Annotated in this window: 15 protein-coding genes; 5 read left to right on the forward strand and 10 right to left on the reverse strand. The window is 70.0% G+C overall.

Translation table 11 applies throughout. The annotated features are described in order from the left end of the window. Nucleotides 1-11 precede the first annotated feature (11 nt). Together FB465_RS13100 and ssuE are read right to left on the reverse strand one after the other, a co-directional pair. Nucleotides 12-800 (reverse strand): ABC transporter ATP-binding protein, encoded by a 789-nt coding sequence (locus FB465_RS13100; RefSeq protein ID WP_425461170.1) that lies wholly within the window; start codon nucleotides 798-800, stop codon nucleotides 12-14. A 280-nt stretch (nucleotides 801-1,080) separates the two neighbouring features. Next, nucleotides 1,081-1,647, reverse strand: a complete 567-nt coding sequence (gene ssuE, locus FB465_RS13105; RefSeq protein ID WP_145790499.1) for an NADPH-dependent FMN reductase — start codon at nucleotides 1,645-1,647, stop codon at nucleotides 1,081-1,083. Nucleotides 1,648-2,018: 371 nt separating this feature from the next. Here ssuE and FB465_RS13110 point away from each other — a divergent pair, with 371 nt between their 5' ends. Beyond that, on the forward strand, nucleotides 2,019-3,332 hold the full coding sequence (locus tag FB465_RS13110; RefSeq protein ID WP_145790501.1) for an LCP family protein: 1,314 nt from the start codon (nucleotides 2,019-2,021) through the stop codon (nucleotides 3,330-3,332). Between the two features lie 61 nt (nucleotides 3,333-3,393). Here the strand turns inward: FB465_RS13110 and FB465_RS13115 are convergent, their stop codons facing one another. Beyond that, on the reverse strand, nucleotides 3,394-4,557 hold the full coding sequence (locus FB465_RS13115; protein ID WP_145790503.1) for an acyl-CoA dehydrogenase family protein: 1,164 nt from the start codon (nucleotides 4,555-4,557) through the stop codon (nucleotides 3,394-3,396). A gap of 120 nt (nucleotides 4,558-4,677) precedes the next feature. Beyond that, nucleotides 4,678-5,868: an LCP family protein gene (locus FB465_RS13120; RefSeq protein WP_145790505.1), complete on the reverse strand. Its 1,191-nt coding sequence runs from the start codon at nucleotides 5,866-5,868 to the stop codon at nucleotides 4,678-4,680. A 202-nt stretch (nucleotides 5,869-6,070) separates the two neighbouring features. On the opposite strand from FB465_RS13120, the gene FB465_RS13125 reads away from it, so the two are divergent. Together FB465_RS13125 and FB465_RS13130 are read left to right on the forward strand one after the other, a co-directional pair. Beyond that, entirely contained in the window at nucleotides 6,071-7,414 is a 1,344-nt protein-coding gene (locus FB465_RS13125; protein WP_145790507.1) for a UDP-glucose dehydrogenase family protein, read from the forward strand. Nucleotides 7,415-7,442: 28 nt separating this feature from the next. Further along, nucleotides 7,443-7,850, forward strand: coding sequence for a CoA-binding protein (locus FB465_RS13130; RefSeq protein WP_145790509.1), 408 nt, complete (start codon nucleotides 7,443-7,445; stop codon nucleotides 7,848-7,850). A 32-nt stretch (nucleotides 7,851-7,882) separates the two neighbouring features. On the opposite strand, the gene FB465_RS13135 is transcribed toward FB465_RS13130, so the two are convergent. From FB465_RS13135 to FB465_RS13150, 4 genes are all read right to left on the reverse strand, one after another. Then, on the reverse strand, nucleotides 7,883-8,305 hold the full coding sequence (locus tag FB465_RS13135) for a DUF4234 domain-containing protein (RefSeq protein ID WP_211785773.1): 423 nt from the start codon (nucleotides 8,303-8,305) through the stop codon (nucleotides 7,883-7,885). Between the two features lie 111 nt (nucleotides 8,306-8,416). Beyond that, nucleotides 8,417-9,607, reverse strand: coding sequence for a dipeptidase (locus FB465_RS13140; protein ID WP_145790513.1), 1,191 nt, complete (start codon nucleotides 9,605-9,607; stop codon nucleotides 8,417-8,419). A 21-nt stretch (nucleotides 9,608-9,628) separates the two neighbouring features. Then, nucleotides 9,629-10,162, reverse strand: coding sequence for a 5-(carboxyamino)imidazole ribonucleotide mutase (purE, locus tag FB465_RS13145; RefSeq protein WP_145790515.1), 534 nt, complete (start codon nucleotides 10,160-10,162; stop codon nucleotides 9,629-9,631). Beyond that, complete coding sequence (locus FB465_RS13150) at nucleotides 10,159-11,286, reverse strand: 5-(carboxyamino)imidazole ribonucleotide synthase (protein WP_145790517.1); 1,128 nt, start codon at nucleotides 11,284-11,286, stop codon at nucleotides 10,159-10,161. Before FB465_RS13150 ends, purE begins: the two co-directional genes overlap by 4 nt. Nucleotides 11,287-11,538: 252 nt before the next feature. On the opposite strand from FB465_RS13150, the gene FB465_RS13155 reads away from it, so the two are divergent. Further along, nucleotides 11,539-12,090: a GtrA family protein gene (locus tag FB465_RS13155; protein WP_145790519.1), complete on the forward strand. Its 552-nt coding sequence runs from the start codon at nucleotides 11,539-11,541 to the stop codon at nucleotides 12,088-12,090. A 286-nt stretch (nucleotides 12,091-12,376) separates the two neighbouring features. On the opposite strand, the gene FB465_RS13160 is transcribed toward FB465_RS13155, so the two are convergent. After that, a complete protein-coding gene (locus FB465_RS13160) occupies nucleotides 12,377-13,621 on the reverse strand; it encodes an ATP-binding protein (RefSeq protein ID WP_145790521.1) in 1,245 nt (414 codons plus the stop codon). Between the two features lie 118 nt (nucleotides 13,622-13,739). After that, nucleotides 13,740-14,414 (reverse strand): response regulator transcription factor, encoded by a 675-nt coding sequence (locus tag FB465_RS13165; RefSeq protein ID WP_145790523.1) that lies wholly within the window; start codon nucleotides 14,412-14,414, stop codon nucleotides 13,740-13,742. A gap of 375 nt (nucleotides 14,415-14,789) precedes the next feature. Between FB465_RS13165 and FB465_RS13170 the strand changes: the two genes are divergently transcribed. Beyond that, a complete protein-coding gene (locus tag FB465_RS13170) occupies nucleotides 14,790-16,295 on the forward strand; it encodes a peptide MFS transporter (protein ID WP_145790525.1) in 1,506 nt (501 codons plus the stop codon). Nucleotides 16,296-16,333 lie beyond the last annotated feature (38 nt).

The following is a 16,333-nucleotide window of genomic DNA, read 5'->3' on the forward strand; positions in this document are numbered from 1 at the left end:
CCGACTCCGTCTCAGCTGGTGCGCTTGCCGTCGAAACGGCGCATGCGCTCGAGGACGGAATCGGCGGTCGGTGCGTGCATCTCGTCGACGATCACGCCGTCCGCGAGGAAGAGCACGCGGTCGGCGTACGAGGCGGCGACCGGGTCGTGGGTGACCATGACGATCGTCTGGCCCAGCTCGTCCACCGAGCGGCGCAGGAAGGTCAGCACCTCGGCGCCGGAGCGGGAGTCGAGGTTACCCGTCGGCTCGTCGCCGAAGATGATCTCGGGGCGGGCGGCCAGCGCCCGGGCCACCGCGACGCGCTGCTGCTGGCCGCCGGAGAGCTGCGTGGGGCGGTGCTTGAGCCGGTCGGCCAGGCCGACCGTGGAGACCACCTGGTCCAGCCAGGCTGCATCGGGCTTGCGGCCCGCGATGTCCATCGGCAGGGTGATGTTCTCCAGCGCGTTGAGCGTGGGGAGCAGGTTGAAGGCCTGGAAGATGAAGCCGATCTTGTCGCGGCGCAGCTTGGTCAGCTGCTTGTCCTTCAGGCCGGTGATCTCGGTGTCGCCGATCCAGATCCGGCCCTCGGAGACCGTGTCGAGGCCGGCCAGGCAGTGCATCAGGGTCGACTTGCCGGAGCCCGACGGCCCCATGATCGCCGTGAACCGGCCGCGCTGGATGTCGACGTCGACGGCGTCGAGCGCCGTGACCCGGGTCTCCCCGGCGCCATAGGCCTTGGTCACCTGCCGAGCGGAGGCGGCGATGGCGGACTCGCCGCCGGGAAGCTGGGGGTCATGCACGGCTGTCGCTGCCGTCGTCACTGGAGTCTCCTAGGTCTGTGGTCCACCCGTGCACCAAGACTGACGGAAGCCACCTGTCTGCCGACATGGTGCAGACTTCCGTCTTCTACCTGGTGCCAGCCCCACCATGCGGTGCGCCGGTGATCGGGCGCGGTGAGGCAAGAACCACGTTAGGAGGCCTCCGGGAACGGATCGTCATCCGCCGGGAGGAACCCGACCAACTCTGGATGTACGGGGTTCAGGGCCCTCCCCCTAGGGGTCCCCGTCATCCGTCTCGGGGTCGGTGCCGGAGACCGGCGGTTCAGCGCGCGACGGCCAGCTCCTCGTGCCGCTCGCCGCGCCGCACCAGCGCCGCCGCGAAGGCGTCCACGACCGGGGTGAGCAGCACGTCCGTCTCGCGCTCGATGGAGGTGCTGCCGTCCTCCCGGACGCCGATGTGACGGTCCAGGACGAACCAGCCCTGGGTGATGTGGCCGGCCCCCATGGAGGAGAGCACCGGGCGCAGCGCGTAGTCCACCGCGAGCACGTGCGCCGTGGATCCTCCGGTGGCCAGCGGCAGCACGGCCTTTCCGGTCAGTGCGTACTGCGGGAGCACGTCGAGCAGGGTCTTCAGCAGTCCCGAGTACGCGGCCTTGTAGACGGGTGTGCCGATCACCACACCGTCCGCCCGGGCGAACAGCTCCAGTGCGCGGGCCAGCTCGGGGTGGGAGGTGTCACCGGCGAGGAGCGCCTCGGCCGGGAGGCTGCGCACCTCGAAGGGGACCACCTCGTGGCCGAACTCGGTGAGGCGGGCGTCGACGTGGCGCAGGAGGCGGGTGGTGCGGGAGGTACGGGACGGAGAACCGGAGACGGACAGGACGACGGCCATGGAGTTCACCTCAGGACAGGGCGGTGCGGGCAGGGGCACCGGGGCAGGGAAGCGGGCGGCGGCCGGGCCCCGAGGAAGTGGGGTGGGCCCGGGCACGGGCTCAGCGGGAGAGAGGGTTGAACGGTGGCGAGCGGTCAGCCACAACACAGCGAGCAGGACACGCGCAGCAGATCGACGTGCCGCCGACGCGTGAGAATCCTTCGCTGCTCCATGCGAGTCATCAAACACGCAGCGTTCGGACGGGTCAAGGTTCGTTCCAAGCAGTGAACATACGGCTGAACCATCCGACCCGTGCATCAAATCTGCTACAAGGCCCCTGGTGAGGGCCCCCGCGGTACTGCGGGCCGCCGGTTTCGGGCATCCTTCCCCACATGAACACGTGGCAGGAGGACCGCCCGGGCGGCGGCAGCTCGTACGGTCAGGGCAACGGCGGGTACCGCAGCGGCGCAGCCGCCGAGCCGCCGCTGCCGCCCGAGCTCAACCCGCGCGGGCCGGGGGCGCCCGCACCGCGCCGGCCGTCCGAGCCGACGGCGCAGGGCGGCTACGCGCCGCAGCCGGGGTACCCGCAGCCGGCGCAGCCCGGGTACCCGCAGCAGCAGCCCGGCCGGGTCCCGCCGCCCGCGACCCCGGCCGGCCCCGGCGGGCCGGGCGCGCCCGTACCTCCCGCCGGACCGGCCGGGCCGGCGCGCTCGCGCTGGCCGCGCCGCCGGAAGATCAAGATGGCCGCGCTCACGGTGGTCGGTGCGCTGCTGGTGACGGGCATCGGCACGTACTTCTGGGCCGACTCCAAGCTCAACCACGAGAACGTGCTCACCTCGTACCAGGGCCGGCCCGCCGCCGGGAAGGGCACCAACTGGCTGATCGTCGGCTCGGACAGCCGTGTAGGCCTCTCGGACGCCCAGGAGGACTCGCTGCACACCGGCTCCGCCGAGGGCAAGCGCAGCGACTCGATGATGGTCCTGCACGTCGGTGACGGCGGGAACACCCTGATGAGCATCCCGCGCGACTCCTGGGTGCAGATCCCCGCGCACCTGAACACCAACGGCAACGGCCAGACCGTCCCGGCGTCCACCTCGAAGATCAACGCGGCCTTCGCCAAGGGCGGCGGCAAGCTGCTGGTCCAGACCGTCGAGACCAACACCGGCATCCACATCGACCACTATGCCGAGATCGGCTTCGCCGGTTTCGTGGGCATCGTCGACTCGGTCGGCGGGGTCGACATGTGCATCGACAAGGCCATCTCCGACAAGGACTCCGGCCTCAACCTCAACGCGGGCTGCCAGACCCTGACCGGCACCCAGTCGCTGGCCTTCGTCCGGCAGCGGCACCAGATGGCCGACCAGGACCTGGGCCGGATGCGCAACCAGCAGAAGTTCCTGAGCGCGCTGGCCAAGCAGGCGGCCTCCCCGGCCACCCTGCTCAACCCGTTCACCTTCTACCCGATGGTCAGCTCGGGCCTGGGCACCTTGATCGTGGACGACGACGCCGGCCTGACCGACCTGGGCTCGCTCTTCCTGGCGATGAAGTCGGTCTCCGGTGGCGACGGCAAGAGCATCACCGTCCCGATCGGCAACGCGGACTTCCGCACCCCGACCGGCGAGTCGGCGGTGAAGTGGGACGCGGCCAAGTCCAAGCAGGTCTTCGACGCCCTCAAGAACGACACGGCCGTACCCGACTTCAAGTAGCTCGAGACGACTGAAGCCCCCGGCGGTGACGCCGGGGGCTTCAGCGGATTCTGACGACGCGTTACGGCAGGTTGCGGGCCATGACGATGCGCTGGATCTGGTTGGTGCCCTCGTAGATCTGGGTGATCTTGGCGTCGCGCATCATCCGCTCGAGCGGGTAGTCGCGGGTGTAGCCGTAGCCGCCGAGGAGCTGGACGGCGTCGGTGGTGATCTCCATGGCGGCGTCCGAGGCGAAGCACTTGGCCGCGGCGCCGAAGAAGGTCAGGTCGGCGTCGGTGCGCTGGGACTTGGCGGCGGCCGCGTAGGTGAGCTGGCGGGCGGCCTCCAGCTTCATCGCCATGTCGGCCAGCATGAACTGGACGCCCTGGAAGTCGCCGATCGGCTTGCCGAACTGCTTGCGCTCCTTGACGTACCCGGCCGCGTAGTCCAGGGCGCCCTGGGCGATGCCCAGCGCCTGGGCGGCGATGGTGACGCGGGTGTGGTCCAGCGTCTTCATCGCGGTGGCGAAGCCGGTGCCCTCCTCGCCGATCATGCGGTCGGCCGGGATCCGGACGTTGTCGAGGTAGACCTCGCGGGTCGGCGAGCCCTTGATGCCGAGCTTCTTCTCCGGCGCGCCGAAGGACACGCCCTCGTCGCCCTTCTCCACCACGAACGCCGAGATGCCCTTCGAGCGCTTCTCCGGGTCGGTCACGGCCATCACCGTGTAGAACTCCGACACGCCGGCGTTGGTGATCCAGCGCTTCACGCCGTTGAGTACCCAGAAGTCACCGTCGCGCACCGCTCGGGTCTTCATCCCGGCCGCGTCCGAACCGGCGTCCGGCTCCGACAGGCAGTACGAGAACATGCCCTCACCGCGCGCCAGCGCACCCAGGTACTTCTGCTTCAGCGCCTCCGAGCCGGACAGCTGCACCGGCAGCGAGCCCAGCTTGTTGACCGCCGGGATCAGCGAGGAGGACGCGCACACCCGCGCGACCTCCTCGATCACGATCACCGTCGCCAGCGCGTCCGCACCCGCGCCGCCGTACTCCTCCGGGACGTGCACCGCGTGCAGGTCGTTGGCCTGCAGCGCCTCCAGCGCCTCGGACGGGAAGCGGCCCTGCTCGTCCACCTCGGCCGCGTACGGAGCGATCTTCGCCTCGGCGAGCGACCGCACCGCCTCACGGAGCATGTCGTGCTCCTCGCTGAGCCGGAAGAGATCGAAGTCCGCTCCTGAGGTGCCCGCCATGATGCTCGCCCCTAATCGCCAAGAATCGCTCAGTTAATTACCGTTAAGTAGATCCTAATTCTAGGGTTTCCCCCTGCCTACCCCGTACGTGACATGCGCGACACCTGAGCGACCGGGCGACTACCGGACGTTCTCGCCCAGGGTGTCGCTGGTCGTCCTGTGCTCGGCGAAGTACTGGTCCATCCGGTCGTTGCGCATGGCCTCCCAGAGCGGGGTGGCCGCCGCCTTGTCCATGAGCACCACGGACTGGCCGCTGATGGTGTCGAAGCCGCCGAACGGCGCGTTCATGAACCGCACGTCGTCCGCGCGCAGCCCGCGCAGGCTCCAGCCGAGGTCGTACAGGTCGGTGTTGCTCAGCTTGCTGTCGACGCTCACCACGTCGCCGACGTTCTGCAGCAGGCCGCCGAGCCGGCCGGGGCTGGAGAGCGTGCCGGAGCTGAGGGTCTGCTTCATCAGGGCACGCAGGAAGTTCTGCTGACGCTTCGTCCGGTCCAGGTCGCCGTTGGGCAGGCCGTGGCGCTCGCGGACGTAGAGCAGCGCCTCCTGACCGTCCATGTGGTGGGCGCCGGCGTCCCACTGGCGGGCGTCGCCGCGGGCCTCGATGGTCTTCGGGATGGTGATGTCCACGCCGCCGACCGCGTCGGTGAGCGAGCGGAAGCCGTTCCAGTCGATCACCGCGATGTGGTCGATCCGGATGTTGGTGAGGTTCTGCACCGTTTCGATCATCAGCGCCGGGCCGCCCCAGGAGTACGCGGCGTTGATCTTCGCCTTGCCGTGACCCGGGATGTCGACCCACGTGTCCCGGGCTATCGAGACCACCGAGGCGCTCTTCCGGTCGGCCGAGATGTGCAGCAGCATCATGGTGTCGCTGCGGGCCGCGCCGACCTTCCAGGCCGGGGCCTTGGCGTCGGTACCGGTGGTGGCGACGTCCGAGCGGGCGTCCAGGCCGACCAGCAGGAAGGTCATGCCGCTGTGCGGCACGGGCTTGGGCTGTGCGGACTCGGGGACCGTCGGGAAGGCGTCCGGGATGCGGTCCACGGAGGAGGCGTAGTGGTCCGCCGTCCAGTACACGGCGCCGGCGCAGCCGCCGGCGACCAGCAGCAGCGCGACGAGTGACCAGATCAGCACCCGGCGGGTACGGCGCTTGCGGCGGCCCGCGCCCTTCGCAGCCTCGGCCGCCTCATCCGCGTCCCCCGACGATCCGGATCCGTCGGCCTCCTCGGTGCCGGACCGGTCCTCGAAGAGGCTCAGGGATGCCGGGTGCGGCGCACCCTCGGCCGGCTCGTACTGCGTGTCGTCCTTCGAATCCATGACGGGCATTGTGCCGTTCGTCGCACTGCCCACCGGCATCGGGACGGCAGTTCCGACCGGTCCGCAATCAGGCAGGCACTACATCGTTACCAAGAGGCGCCTCGGGCGAGCGGCTTCGCAGCCCACCCGCCGCCGGATACCATCGGTGCCTGCGGCCGACCCGCAGTCCGCACCGCCCGGCAATCTGACCAAGGAGAAGCGCGTGGCCCTCCGCATCACGGTGATCGGTACCGGTTACCTCGGCGCGACGCACGCCGCCTGCATGGCGGAGCTCGGCTTCGAGGTCCTCGGCCTGGACATCGACCCGGAGAAGATCGCCATGCTGGCCGCCGGCCAGGTGCCGATGTACGAGCCCGGGCTGGCCGAGCTGCTGGTCAAGCACGTCCCCGGGCACGAGGGCTCGACCGGCCGGCTGCGCTTCACCTCCTCCTACCAGGAGGTCGCCGAGTTCGGCGACGTGCACTTCATCTGCGTCAACACCCCGCAGAAGAAGGGCGAGTTCGCGGCCGACATGTCGTACGTCGACGCCGCGGTGGACTCCCTCGCCCCCCACCTGACCCGCCCGACCCTGGTGGTCGGCAAGTCCACCGTCCCGGTCGGCAGCGCGAACCGCCTGGCGATCAGGCTGGCCGAGCTCGCCCCCGTCGGGGAGGCCGCCGAGCTGGCCTGGAACCCGGAGTTCCTGCGCGAGGGCTACGCCGTCGGCGACACCCTGCACCCCGACCGGCTGGTGGTCGGCGTCCGCAGCGAGCGGGCCGAGCAGCTGCTGCGCGAGGTGTACGCCACGCCGGTCGCCGAGGGCGTGCCGTTCGTGGTCACCGACTTCCCCACCGCCGAGCTGGTCAAGGCGGCCGCCAACTCCTTCCTGGCCACCAAGATCTCCTTCATCAACGCGATGGCCGAGGTCTGCGAGAGCGCGGGCGCGGACGTCAGCCAGCTCAGCAAGGCGCTCTCCTACGACGAGCGGATCGGCGGCAAGTTCCTCAACGCCGGGCTCGGCTTCGGCGGCGGCTGCCTGCCCAAGGACATCCGTGCCTTCATGGCCCGCGCCGGGGAGCTCGGCGCCGACCAGGCGCTGACCTTCCTGCGCGAGGTGGACTCGATCAACATGCGGCGCCGCAGCCGGATGGTCGAGCTCGCCCGTGAGCAGTGCGGCGGCGGCTTCCTCGGCCGCCGGGTCGCGGTGCTCGGCGCCGCCTTCAAGCCCAACTCGGACGACATCCGGGACTCCCCCGCGCTCAACGTCGCCGCCCAGATCCAGCTCCAGGGCGCCCAGGTCACGGTGTACGACCCCAAGGCGATGGACAACGCCCGGAAGATGTTCCCCGGCCTGGCGTACGCGACCACGCCGCTGGAGGCCGTCGAGGGCGCCCACGTGGTACTGCACCTGACGGAGTGGCAGGAGTTCCGCGAGCTGGACCCGGCCGAGGTGGGCGCGGTGGTCGCCGAGCGCCGCCTGCTCGACGGGCGGAACGTGCTGGACGCCGACCGCTGGCGGGCCGCCGGCTGGACGTACCGGGCGATGGGCCGCGCCACGGCGGAATGACACCGCCCCCGGCCCGGTTGTGGCTGTCATGACGTACGGAGACGACGCGACGGTCCGACGGATCCTCAAGGAGACGGGCGACACCTGGGCGGTGGTCGGCCTGTCCACCAACACCCGCCGGGCCGCCTACGGGGTGGCCCGGGTGCTGCAGCGGGCGGGCAAGCGGGTGGTGCCGGTGCACCCGAAGGCGGAGACGGTGCTGGGCGAGCAGGGGTACCCGACCCTCGCCGACATCCCGTTCCCGGTGGACGTGGTGGACGTGTTCGTCAACTCCCACCTGGCGGGCGAGGTCGCCGACCAGGCCGTGGCGGCGGGAGCCAAGGCGGTCTGGTTCCAGCTCGACGTGGTCGACGAGGCGGCCTACGAGCGCACCACCGCCGCCGGCCTCGACATGGTCATGGACCGCTGCCCGGCGATCGAGCTGCCGCTGCTGTGAGCGCGGCCGGTCAGGCGACCCACAGGTCCTGATCAGTTGCCGGCGGCTGCCACCACCGGCGCGAGCTTGACCTCCTCGCCCTCGGCGGGGTCGCCGTAGTGCGCCCAGATCGAGTTGAGCTCGGCCTGGTAGTACAGCGCGTGCAGGCCGAGGACGAAGCTCAGGAGCAGCCCGATCCAGGGATTGCAGCTGCCCGGCATCCCGGCGCCGCGCTGCATCTGCGCGATGCGCTTCCCGGTGTTGAAGACCGAGATGTACGGCGGCACGATCACCAGCCAGCCGACGGTGATCGCCAGCAGGGAGATCAGCGGGTCGGACTTGATCCGGGCGTCGAACTCCTTGGCCTCGCGGTTGATCTTGTAGTACCAGACGAAGTGGTAGATCCCGAGGGTGATCAGCGGCCAGATCAGCCACACCAGGAAGATGTTCCGGTACTTGCCGGCGCGTCCGGTCACGGCGGGCTCCGCAGGTTCGAGGGTGTGTTCTCTCCTGCTCAGTCTCGGCGCGGCGCGACCGCCCCGCCCGGTGCGGTGCTCCGTCCGGGCGGGGTTCGACCCCTCGTGCGATCAGCCGTCCAGCTGGGCGATCGTGGCGATCGAGGGCTTCCTGGTGCGCTGCAGCTCGCGCGCCACGCCCTCGGCGTCGCGGAGCACCCGGACGGCGTTGTGCCAGGTCAGCTTCCCGAGGTCGGCCTCGGACCAGCCACGGCCGAGGAGTTCGGCGATCAGGTTGGGGTAGCCGGAGACGTCCGCCAGGTCGGACGGGACGAACGCGGTGCCGTCGAAGTCGCCGCCGATGCCTATGTGGTCGATGCCCGCCACCTCGCGCATGTGGTCCAGGTGGTCCGCGACGGTCGCGGCGGTGGCGGCCGGGCGCGGGTGGGCGGCCTCGAAGGCCCGCTGGCGGTCCATCGCCTCCGGGGTGGTCTCCAAGTGGTGGAAGCCGTGCGCGCGCATGTTCTCGTCGGCGGCGAGGGTCCACTCGATCGCGGCGGGCAGGATGAACTTCGGTACGAAGGTGGCCATCGCCACGCCGCCGTTGGCGGGCAGCTGCGCCAGCACGTCGTCCGGGATGTTGCGGGGGTGGTCGCAGACGGCGCGCGCCGAGGAGTGCGAGAAGATCACCGGCGCCTCGGTGACGCGAAGCGCGTCCCGCATGGTGTCGGCGGAGACGTGGGAGAGGTCGACCAGCATGCCGAGCCGGTTCATCTCCCGGACGACCTCCTCGCCGAAGCGGGTCAGCCCGCCCGCCACCGGCTTGTCGGTCGCGGAGTCGGCCCACGGCAGGTTGTCGTTGTGGGTGAGCGTCAGATACCGCACGCCGAGCTGGTGCAGGGCCCGCAGGGTGGCGAGTGAGCAGTCGATGCTGTGGCCGCCCTCGGCGCCCATCAGCGAGGCGATCCGCCCCTCCGTCCGCGCCGCCTCCATGTCGTCCGCGCCCAGCGCGAGCCGCAGCTGGTCCGGGTAGCGGTCGGTCAGCGCGCGGACGAAGTCGATCTGCTCCAGGGTGGCGCTGACGGCGCGGTCGCCCGCGAGGTCGGAGCGGACGTAGACCGACCAGAACTGCGCGCCGACCCCGCCCGTACGGAGCCGGGCGAGGTCGGTGTGGAGCCGGGCGCTCTGGTCGGCCGCCAGGTCGAGGGCGTCGAGGTCGTAGCCGACCTGCGCGCGCATCGCCCATGGGAGGTCGTTGTGGCCGTCCACCACGGGGGTGTCGCGGAGGATGGCCCGGGCGCGGTCGATCAGCTCAGAACTCATGCCACAGTTCTAACCTGCGGCTTACTTCCCGAAGCCGAATGCGTTGGAACCCGCCACCTTGGCGCGGAGCTTCTTGCCCTTCTCGGTGGCCTGGTTGTTCAGCTCGACCTGGAACTCGACCATGCGCTCGGTGAGTTCGGGGTCGAAGGCGGCCAGCATCCGGACGGCCAGGAGACCGGCGTTGCGGGCGCCCGCGACGGAGACGGTGGCGACGGGGACGCCGGCCGGCATCTGAACGATCGACATCAGGCTGTCCATGCCGTCCAGGTACCGCAGCGGCACCGGGACGCCGATCACCGGCAGCGGGGTGACGGAGGCGAGCATGCCCGGCAGGTGCGCGGCACCGCCGGCGCCCGCGATGATCGCCTTGAGCCCGCGCTCGTGCGCCTGCTCGCCGTACGCGACCATCTCGCGCGGCATGCGGTGAGCGGAGACGACGTCGACCTCGTACGGGATCTCGAACTCGTCCAGGGCCTGCGCGGCGGCCTCCATCACCGGCCAGTCGGAGTCCGAGCCCATGACGATGCCGACGAGCGGGGTGGCAGAAGTACTCATTCGGTGATGGTCCCTCGCAGGTAGGCGGCCGCGTGGCGGGCGCGCTCGCGAACGTCGTCGAGGTCGTCCCCGAAGACGGTGACGTGTCCGACCTTGCGGCCGGGCTTCACGTCCTTGCCGTACATGTGGATCCGCAGGCCCGGGTCGCGGGCCATGCAGTGCAGGAAGGCGTGGTACATGTCCGGGTAGTCGCCGCCCAGGACGTTGACCATGACCGTCCACTTCGCGCGCGGGCGCGGGTCGCCCAGCGGCAGGTCGAGGACGGCGCGGAGGTGGTTCTCGAACTGCGAGGTGACGGCACCGTCGATGGACCAGTGGCCGGAGTTGTGCGGCCGCATGGCCAGCTCGTTGACCAGGATCCGGCCGTCGCGGGTCTGGAACAGCTCGACGGCCAGGTGGCCGGTGATGCCCAGCTCGCCGGCGATCCGCAGGGCGAGGGCCTGTGCCTCGGCCGCCAGGGACGGGTCCAGCTCGGGCGCGGGCGCGGTGACCTCGGCGCAGACGCCGTTCTCCTGGAGGCTCTCGACCACCGGGTAGGCGACGGCCTGGCCGCTGGGCGAGCGGACCACGTTGGCCGCGAGCTCGCGGACGAAGTCGACCTTCTCCTCGGCCAGCACGGGCACCCCGGCCAGGAAGGGGGCCTGAGCCTCCTGCTCGTTGTCGACGACCCAGACGCCCTTGCCGTCGTAACCGCCCCGGACGGTCTTCAGGACGACGGGGTAGCCGTCACCTTCGCGAGCGAAGGCGGTGACATCGGCCGGGTCGGCAACCAGCCGGTGGCGCGGGCAGGGGACGTCGATGGAGTCCAGCTTGGCCCGCATCACGCCCTTGTCCTGGGCGTTCACCAGGGACTCCGGGCCCGGACGGACGGCGATGCCCTCGGCGAGCAGGGTGCCCAGGTGCTCGGTGGGCACGTGCTCGTGGTCGAAGGTGATGACGTCGCAGCCGGCCGCGAAGCGGCGCAGGGTGTCGAGGTCGCGGTAGTCACCGAGCACGACCTCGTTGACCACCTGCGCGGCGGAGTCCTGCGGGGTGTCGGCGAGGAGCTTGAACCTGATGCCGAGCGGGATGCCCGCGTCGTGCGTCATACGGGCAAGCTGCCCGCCGCCGATCATGCCGACCATTGGAAAATTTGCATTGCCCGCGAAAGTCACGCTGCCCAGGATATCCGGGCCGGTGAGGGCCGGTGCACCGCCGCGTGCGGGGGAGCTCCGGTGTGACCCTCGGCACCGGTGGGCCGTTCGGGAGCGAGTAGCCTGGATGGCCGGACCCCGGGAAGCACATCGGATCATGTGCGTGTACAAGGGGCCCCTTCGCGCTGCACCCTGCGCGAGCACCGCAGTTCCCGCGTACGCGAGCACAGGAGACAGCCGGGTATGACCACGAGCGCCGACACCAGCCCCTCGCTGATCCAGCGGCTGCGCGGGCTCTCAGGTGAAGTCGTCAAGTTCGGCGTCATCGGCCTGGTGGGTGTCGCCGTCAACGCGGGCGTGTTCTGGGTCTGCCTCAAGGGCGACGGTCTCATCCACTCGCTGGCCGGCTTCATAGCCACGGCCGTCGCGATCGGGACCAACTACCTCGGCTACCGGTACTGGCTGTACCGGGAGCGGGACGCGGCCTCGCGCAAGCGCGAGATCACCCTCTTCCTGATCTTCAGCGGCATCGGCATGCTGATCGAGAACGGCATCCTGGCCTTCTCCGTGCACGTGCTCGACTACACCTCGCCGACCAGCCAGCTGGTCGCCAAGAACGTGGTGGGTCTCGCGGCCGGCACGGTGTTCCGCTTCTTCTCGTACCGCACCTGGGTCTTCAAGGCCCTGCCCGAGCTCGCGGAGCCGACGCCGGAGCCGGAGTCGAAGCCGGAGCCCAAGGTCGTCGCGGAGGCCGAGCTGCTGCTGGCGGCCGAGGAGCCCCAGTACGTGAAGTAGTCCCGCTGGTCCGCCGCTCCGCGGACGGCAACGCCGCACCTCCGTCGAGGGCTGGTCGCGCAGTTCCTCGCGCCCCTGGGCCGTACATGGCTGAGCGTCTGCCCAGGATCAGACGGACCGGCTAGTCGTTCCTGAGGCTCCGCCCGGAACCCCTCTAGTCATTCCTGAGGCTCCGCCCGGAACCCCTCTAGTCATTCCTGAGGCTCCGCCCCAGACCCCTCTAGTCGTTCCTGAGGCTCCGCCCCAGACCCCTCTAGTCGTTCCTGAGGCTCCGCCCCAGACCCCTCTAGTCGTTCCTGAGGCTCCGCCCCAGGAAGAGGGCGAACACCGGCGGCTGCAGTGACAGCAGTTCCAGCCGCCCGCCGTCCGCCTCGGCGAGGTCGCGGGCGACGGCCAGGCCGATACCGGTGGAGTTGCGGCCGCTGACGGCTCGTTCGAAGACGCGGTTGCCCAGCTCGGGCGGCACCCCGGCGCCCTCGTCCTGGACCTCGGCCACCACCGAGCTGCCCGAGGGCCGCACCCGGAGGGTGATGGTGCCGGCGCCGTGCATCAGCGAGTTCTCGATCAGGGTGGCGAGCACCTGGGCGACCGTCCCCTGCGTACCCGTCGCCGAGACCCCGCGCAGGCCCTCGATCCGCAGGCTCCGCCCCGTCTCGCGCAGCGAGGGGCCCCACTCCTCCACCTGCTGCTTGATCACGTCGTCCAGGTCGAAGCTGCCCGCAGTCGGGCTGTGCGGGTCGCGCTGGTTGGTCAGCAGACGCTGCACGACGTCGGTGAGCCGCTCGACCTGCTGGAGTGCGATGGTCGCCTCCTCCTTGACCGTCTCGGGGTCCTCGGCGAGGGCGGTGATCTCCTCCAGCCGCATGGAGAGCGCGGTCAGCGGGGTGCGCAGCTGGTGCGAGGCGTCGGCCGCGAGCCGGCGCTCGGCCGTGAGCATCCGGGCGATCCGCTCGGCGCTGGCGTCCAGCACCTCGGCGACCCGGTCGAGTTCCGGCACACCGTAGCGGCGGTCCCGTGGGCGCGGGTCGCCGGAGCCGAGCCGCTCCGCCGTCTCGGCGAGGTCTATCAGCGGGCGGGCGAGGCGCTTGGCCTGCCAGACGGCGAGTGCCACGGCCGCCTGCACGGCCAGCAGAGCGACTACGCCGAGCAGCAGCAGCATGTTGCCGATCTCGTGGTCCACGTCGGCCCGTGACTGGACGACAGTGACGGTCTCCCCGCTCGCACCGGTCTCGGAGGCGGTCAGCGCCGCTCCGGTGACCGGCCGGCCGGCCGCGATCAGCGGCTCACCGGGGATGTCGACCGTGACGAACGAGCCCTCCGTCACCTGGGCGGCGAACTTCTCCCCCGTGACCGGCTCACCCGCCGCCAGCCGGCTCTCCACCAGCCCGAGCACCCGGACGGCGGCGGCGTCGACCCGGTCGTTGGCGGCGTTGACGATGCTCTGCTTCTCGATCACGGCGAGCGGTACGCAGAACACCGCCACCACCACCAGGACCACGCCCAGCAGCGAGTTGATCATCCGGCGCTTCACGCTGCTGCTGCTCTTCTCAAGGTCTCGAAGTCACGGTCACGAGGTCACGGTCACGAGGTCACGGTCACGAGGTCACGGTCACGAAGTCACGGTCTCGACCGTCGGTTCTTCTCGAAGGTCAGTTCTTCTCGAAGCGGAAGCCCACGCCGCGCACGGTGGCGATGAAGCGCGGGTTGGCCGCGTCGTCGCCGAGCTTCTTGCGCAGCCAGGAGATGTGCATGTCGAGGGTCTTGGTCGAGGTCCACCAGGTGGTGTCCCAGACCTGCCGCATGATCTCCTCGCGGGTGACCACCCGGCCGGCGTCCCGCACCAGGACCCTGAGCAGCTCGAACTCCTTCGCGGAGAGGGTGAGCTCCTCCTCGCCGAGCCAGGCGCGGTGCGACTCGATGTCGATCTTCACGCCGTGCGCGCCGGTGGTGAGCTGGTCGACGTTGCCGCGCCGGAGCAGCGCCCGGACCCGCGCCAGCAGCTCGGCCAGCCGGAACGGCTTGGTGACGTAGTCGTCCGCACCGGCGTCCAGGCCGACCACGGTGTCCACCTCGTCGGCGCGGGCGGTGAGTACCAGGACGGGGCAGCTCCTGCCGTCGGCGCGAAGCCGGCGGCAGACCTCCAGGCCGTCCATCTCGGGCAGGCCCAGATCGAGGACGACCAGGTCGACCTCCTCGTTGAGCCCCGCGCTGAGGGCGGCCGGGCCGTCCTCCCGGACGAGCACCTCGTACCCCTCACGTCGCAGCGCACGGGCCAGCGGTTCGGAGATTGCCGGGTCGTCCTCGGCCAGCAGCACACAGGTCATGGGGCGATGGTAGTCCGCCGAACATCCGGCGATCAGGCCAGTGCACCGGTCGGATTCGCCACCGCGCGGCGGGCGGCGGGCGCTGTGAAGTAGTTCACAGAGAGTGATCGTTACTCGAAGGTTGTCACACCGCCGATCGCGCCAGGCCCGATCGCGCGTTCGCCGAAGATTCCGCCAGACGACCTTGGGTTCGAAGGAAATATTTCAGGGTTACCATGGATTTGCGCGCCCGTCCGGCCCGTTCCTTTACCTGGGCAATACGTATATCTGCGGCTTTGTCCCGCCATGTCACCCAAAAGCGCCACGTACAGTGGCCTGGTCCCCGTCCGCTGCCACCCCCTAGGCGGGCGAAGTCAGGCAAGGAACCACTAACTCATGGCGTCTACCACCCTGGAAGCCGACGTACAGTCGGCCTCTCCCAGCGGCAAGACCTTCCTCGGGCACCCCCGTGGACTCGCCACACTCTTCATGAGCGAGATGTGGGAGCGCTTCAGCTACTACGGCATGCGTGCCCTGCTGGTGCTCTACATGACCGCCGCCGTCACCGATGGCGGCCTCGGCATGAAGGTCGCCGTCGCGACCGCCGTCTACAGCGTGTACACCGCGATGGTCTACCTGCTGGCGCTGCCCGGCGGCTGGATCGCGGACCGCTTCCTCGGCGCCCGCAAGACCGTCGCGCTCGGCGGCGTGATCATCATGATCGGCCACTTCCTGCTGGCCGTGCCGGCCGAGGTGTCCTTCTTCGTCGGCCTGGTCTTCATCGCCGTCGGTTCCGGTCTGCTCAAGGCCAACATCTCCACGATGGTCGGCCACCTCTACGACGGCCCGAACGACCCGCGCCGCGACGGTGGCTTCACGGTCTTCTACATGGGCATCAACCTCGGTGCCTTCGCCGCCCCGCTGGTCATCGGCACCGTCGGCCAGAGCGTCAACTGGCACCTCGGCTTCGCCCTCGCCGGCATCGGCATGGCGCTGGGCCTGTCCCAGTTCCTGCTGGGCACCCGCCACCTGAGCGCCAAGAGCGACGTGGTGACCTCGCCGATCTCGGCCGCCGAGAAGCGCGTCATCTTCCGCAAGGCCGCCCTCTGGCTGGCCGCGGCCGTCGTCTTCTACGGCACCGTCGTCCTGACCGGCCACTTCACCATCGACTGGGCGATCTGGCCGCTGTCGATCGCGGGCATCGCGATCCCGGTCTTCGTCTTCGCCAAGGTGAAGCGGGACAAGGACCTCAGCTCGGACGAGAAGTCCAAGATGAGCGGCTACATCTGGTTCTTCGTCGCGGCCGCCGTGTTCTGGATGATCTACGACCAGTCCGGCTCCACGCTGAGCGTCTTCGCCGACGAGAACACCGCCTCCACGCTGTTCGGGATCGACTTCCCGTCCAGCTGGTTCCAGTCGCTGAACCCGCTCTACATCATGGCGCTGGCCCCGGTCTTCGCCTGGATGTGGGTCGCGCTGTCGCGGCGTGCGAAGAACCCCAGCACCACCATGAAGTTCGCCTTCGGCCTGCTGATGATCGGCGGCTCCTTCCTGGTGATGATGCTGGCGATGGCCGCCTCCGCGGGTGGCGTCAAGGTCACGCCGCTCTGGCTGGCCATGGTCTACCTGGTCCAGACCGTCGGTGAGCTCACCCTCTCCCCGGTCGGCCTCTCCGTCACCACCAAGCTGGCTCCGGCCAAGTACGCCAGCCAGATGATGGGTGTCTGGTTCCTCGCCGTCACGGCGGGCGACTGCGTCGCGGCCATCATCCAGCTCGGCCTCGGCGACGCCACCGGCAGCACCTGGTACTTCGCGTTCCAGGGCGTCATGGCGATCATCGCGGGCATCGCGCTGGCGATGTACCGCAAGAAGGTCGTCCGGCTCATGGGCGACGTGCACTGATACCGACGCTGAAGGGGCCGCCGAAACCCGGCGGCCCC

The sequence above is a fragment of the Kitasatospora atroaurantiaca genome (assembly GCF_007828955.1).
Taxonomy (GTDB): Bacteria; Actinomycetota; Actinomycetes; order Streptomycetales; family Streptomycetaceae; genus Kitasatospora; species Kitasatospora atroaurantiaca.

Excerpts from the sequence above, each read along its gene's own strand:
- ssuE (WP_145790499.1), bottom strand. The coding sequence starts at position 1,647 with ATGGCCGTCGTCCTGTCCGTCTCCGGTTCTCCGTCCCGTACCTCCCGC.
- FB465_RS13110 (WP_145790501.1), top strand. The coding sequence starts at position 2,019 with ATGAACACGTGGCAGGAGGACCGCCCGGGCGGCGGCAGCTCGTACGGT.
- FB465_RS13115 (WP_145790503.1), bottom strand. The coding sequence starts at position 4,557 with ATGGCGGGCACCTCAGGAGCGGACTTCGATCTCTTCCGGCTCAGCGAG.
- FB465_RS13120 (WP_145790505.1), bottom strand. The coding sequence starts at position 5,868 with ATGGATTCGAAGGACGACACGCAGTACGAGCCGGCCGAGGGTGCGCCG.
- FB465_RS13130 (WP_145790509.1), top strand. The coding sequence starts at position 7,443 with ATGACGTACGGAGACGACGCGACGGTCCGACGGATCCTCAAGGAGACG.
- FB465_RS13140 (WP_145790513.1), bottom strand. The coding sequence starts at position 9,607 with ATGAGTTCTGAGCTGATCGACCGCGCCCGGGCCATCCTCCGCGACACC.
- purE (WP_145790515.1), bottom strand. The coding sequence starts at position 10,162 with ATGAGTACTTCTGCCACCCCGCTCGTCGGCATCGTCATGGGCTCGGAC.
- FB465_RS13150 (WP_145790517.1), bottom strand. The coding sequence starts at position 11,286 with ATGGTCGGCATGATCGGCGGCGGGCAGCTTGCCCGTATGACGCACGAC.
- FB465_RS13155 (WP_145790519.1), top strand. The coding sequence starts at position 11,539 with ATGACCACGAGCGCCGACACCAGCCCCTCGCTGATCCAGCGGCTGCGC.
- FB465_RS13165 (WP_145790523.1), bottom strand. The coding sequence starts at position 14,414 with ATGACCTGTGTGCTGCTGGCCGAGGACGACCCGGCAATCTCCGAACCG.
- FB465_RS13170 (WP_145790525.1), top strand. The coding sequence starts at position 14,790 with ATGGCGTCTACCACCCTGGAAGCCGACGTACAGTCGGCCTCTCCCAGC.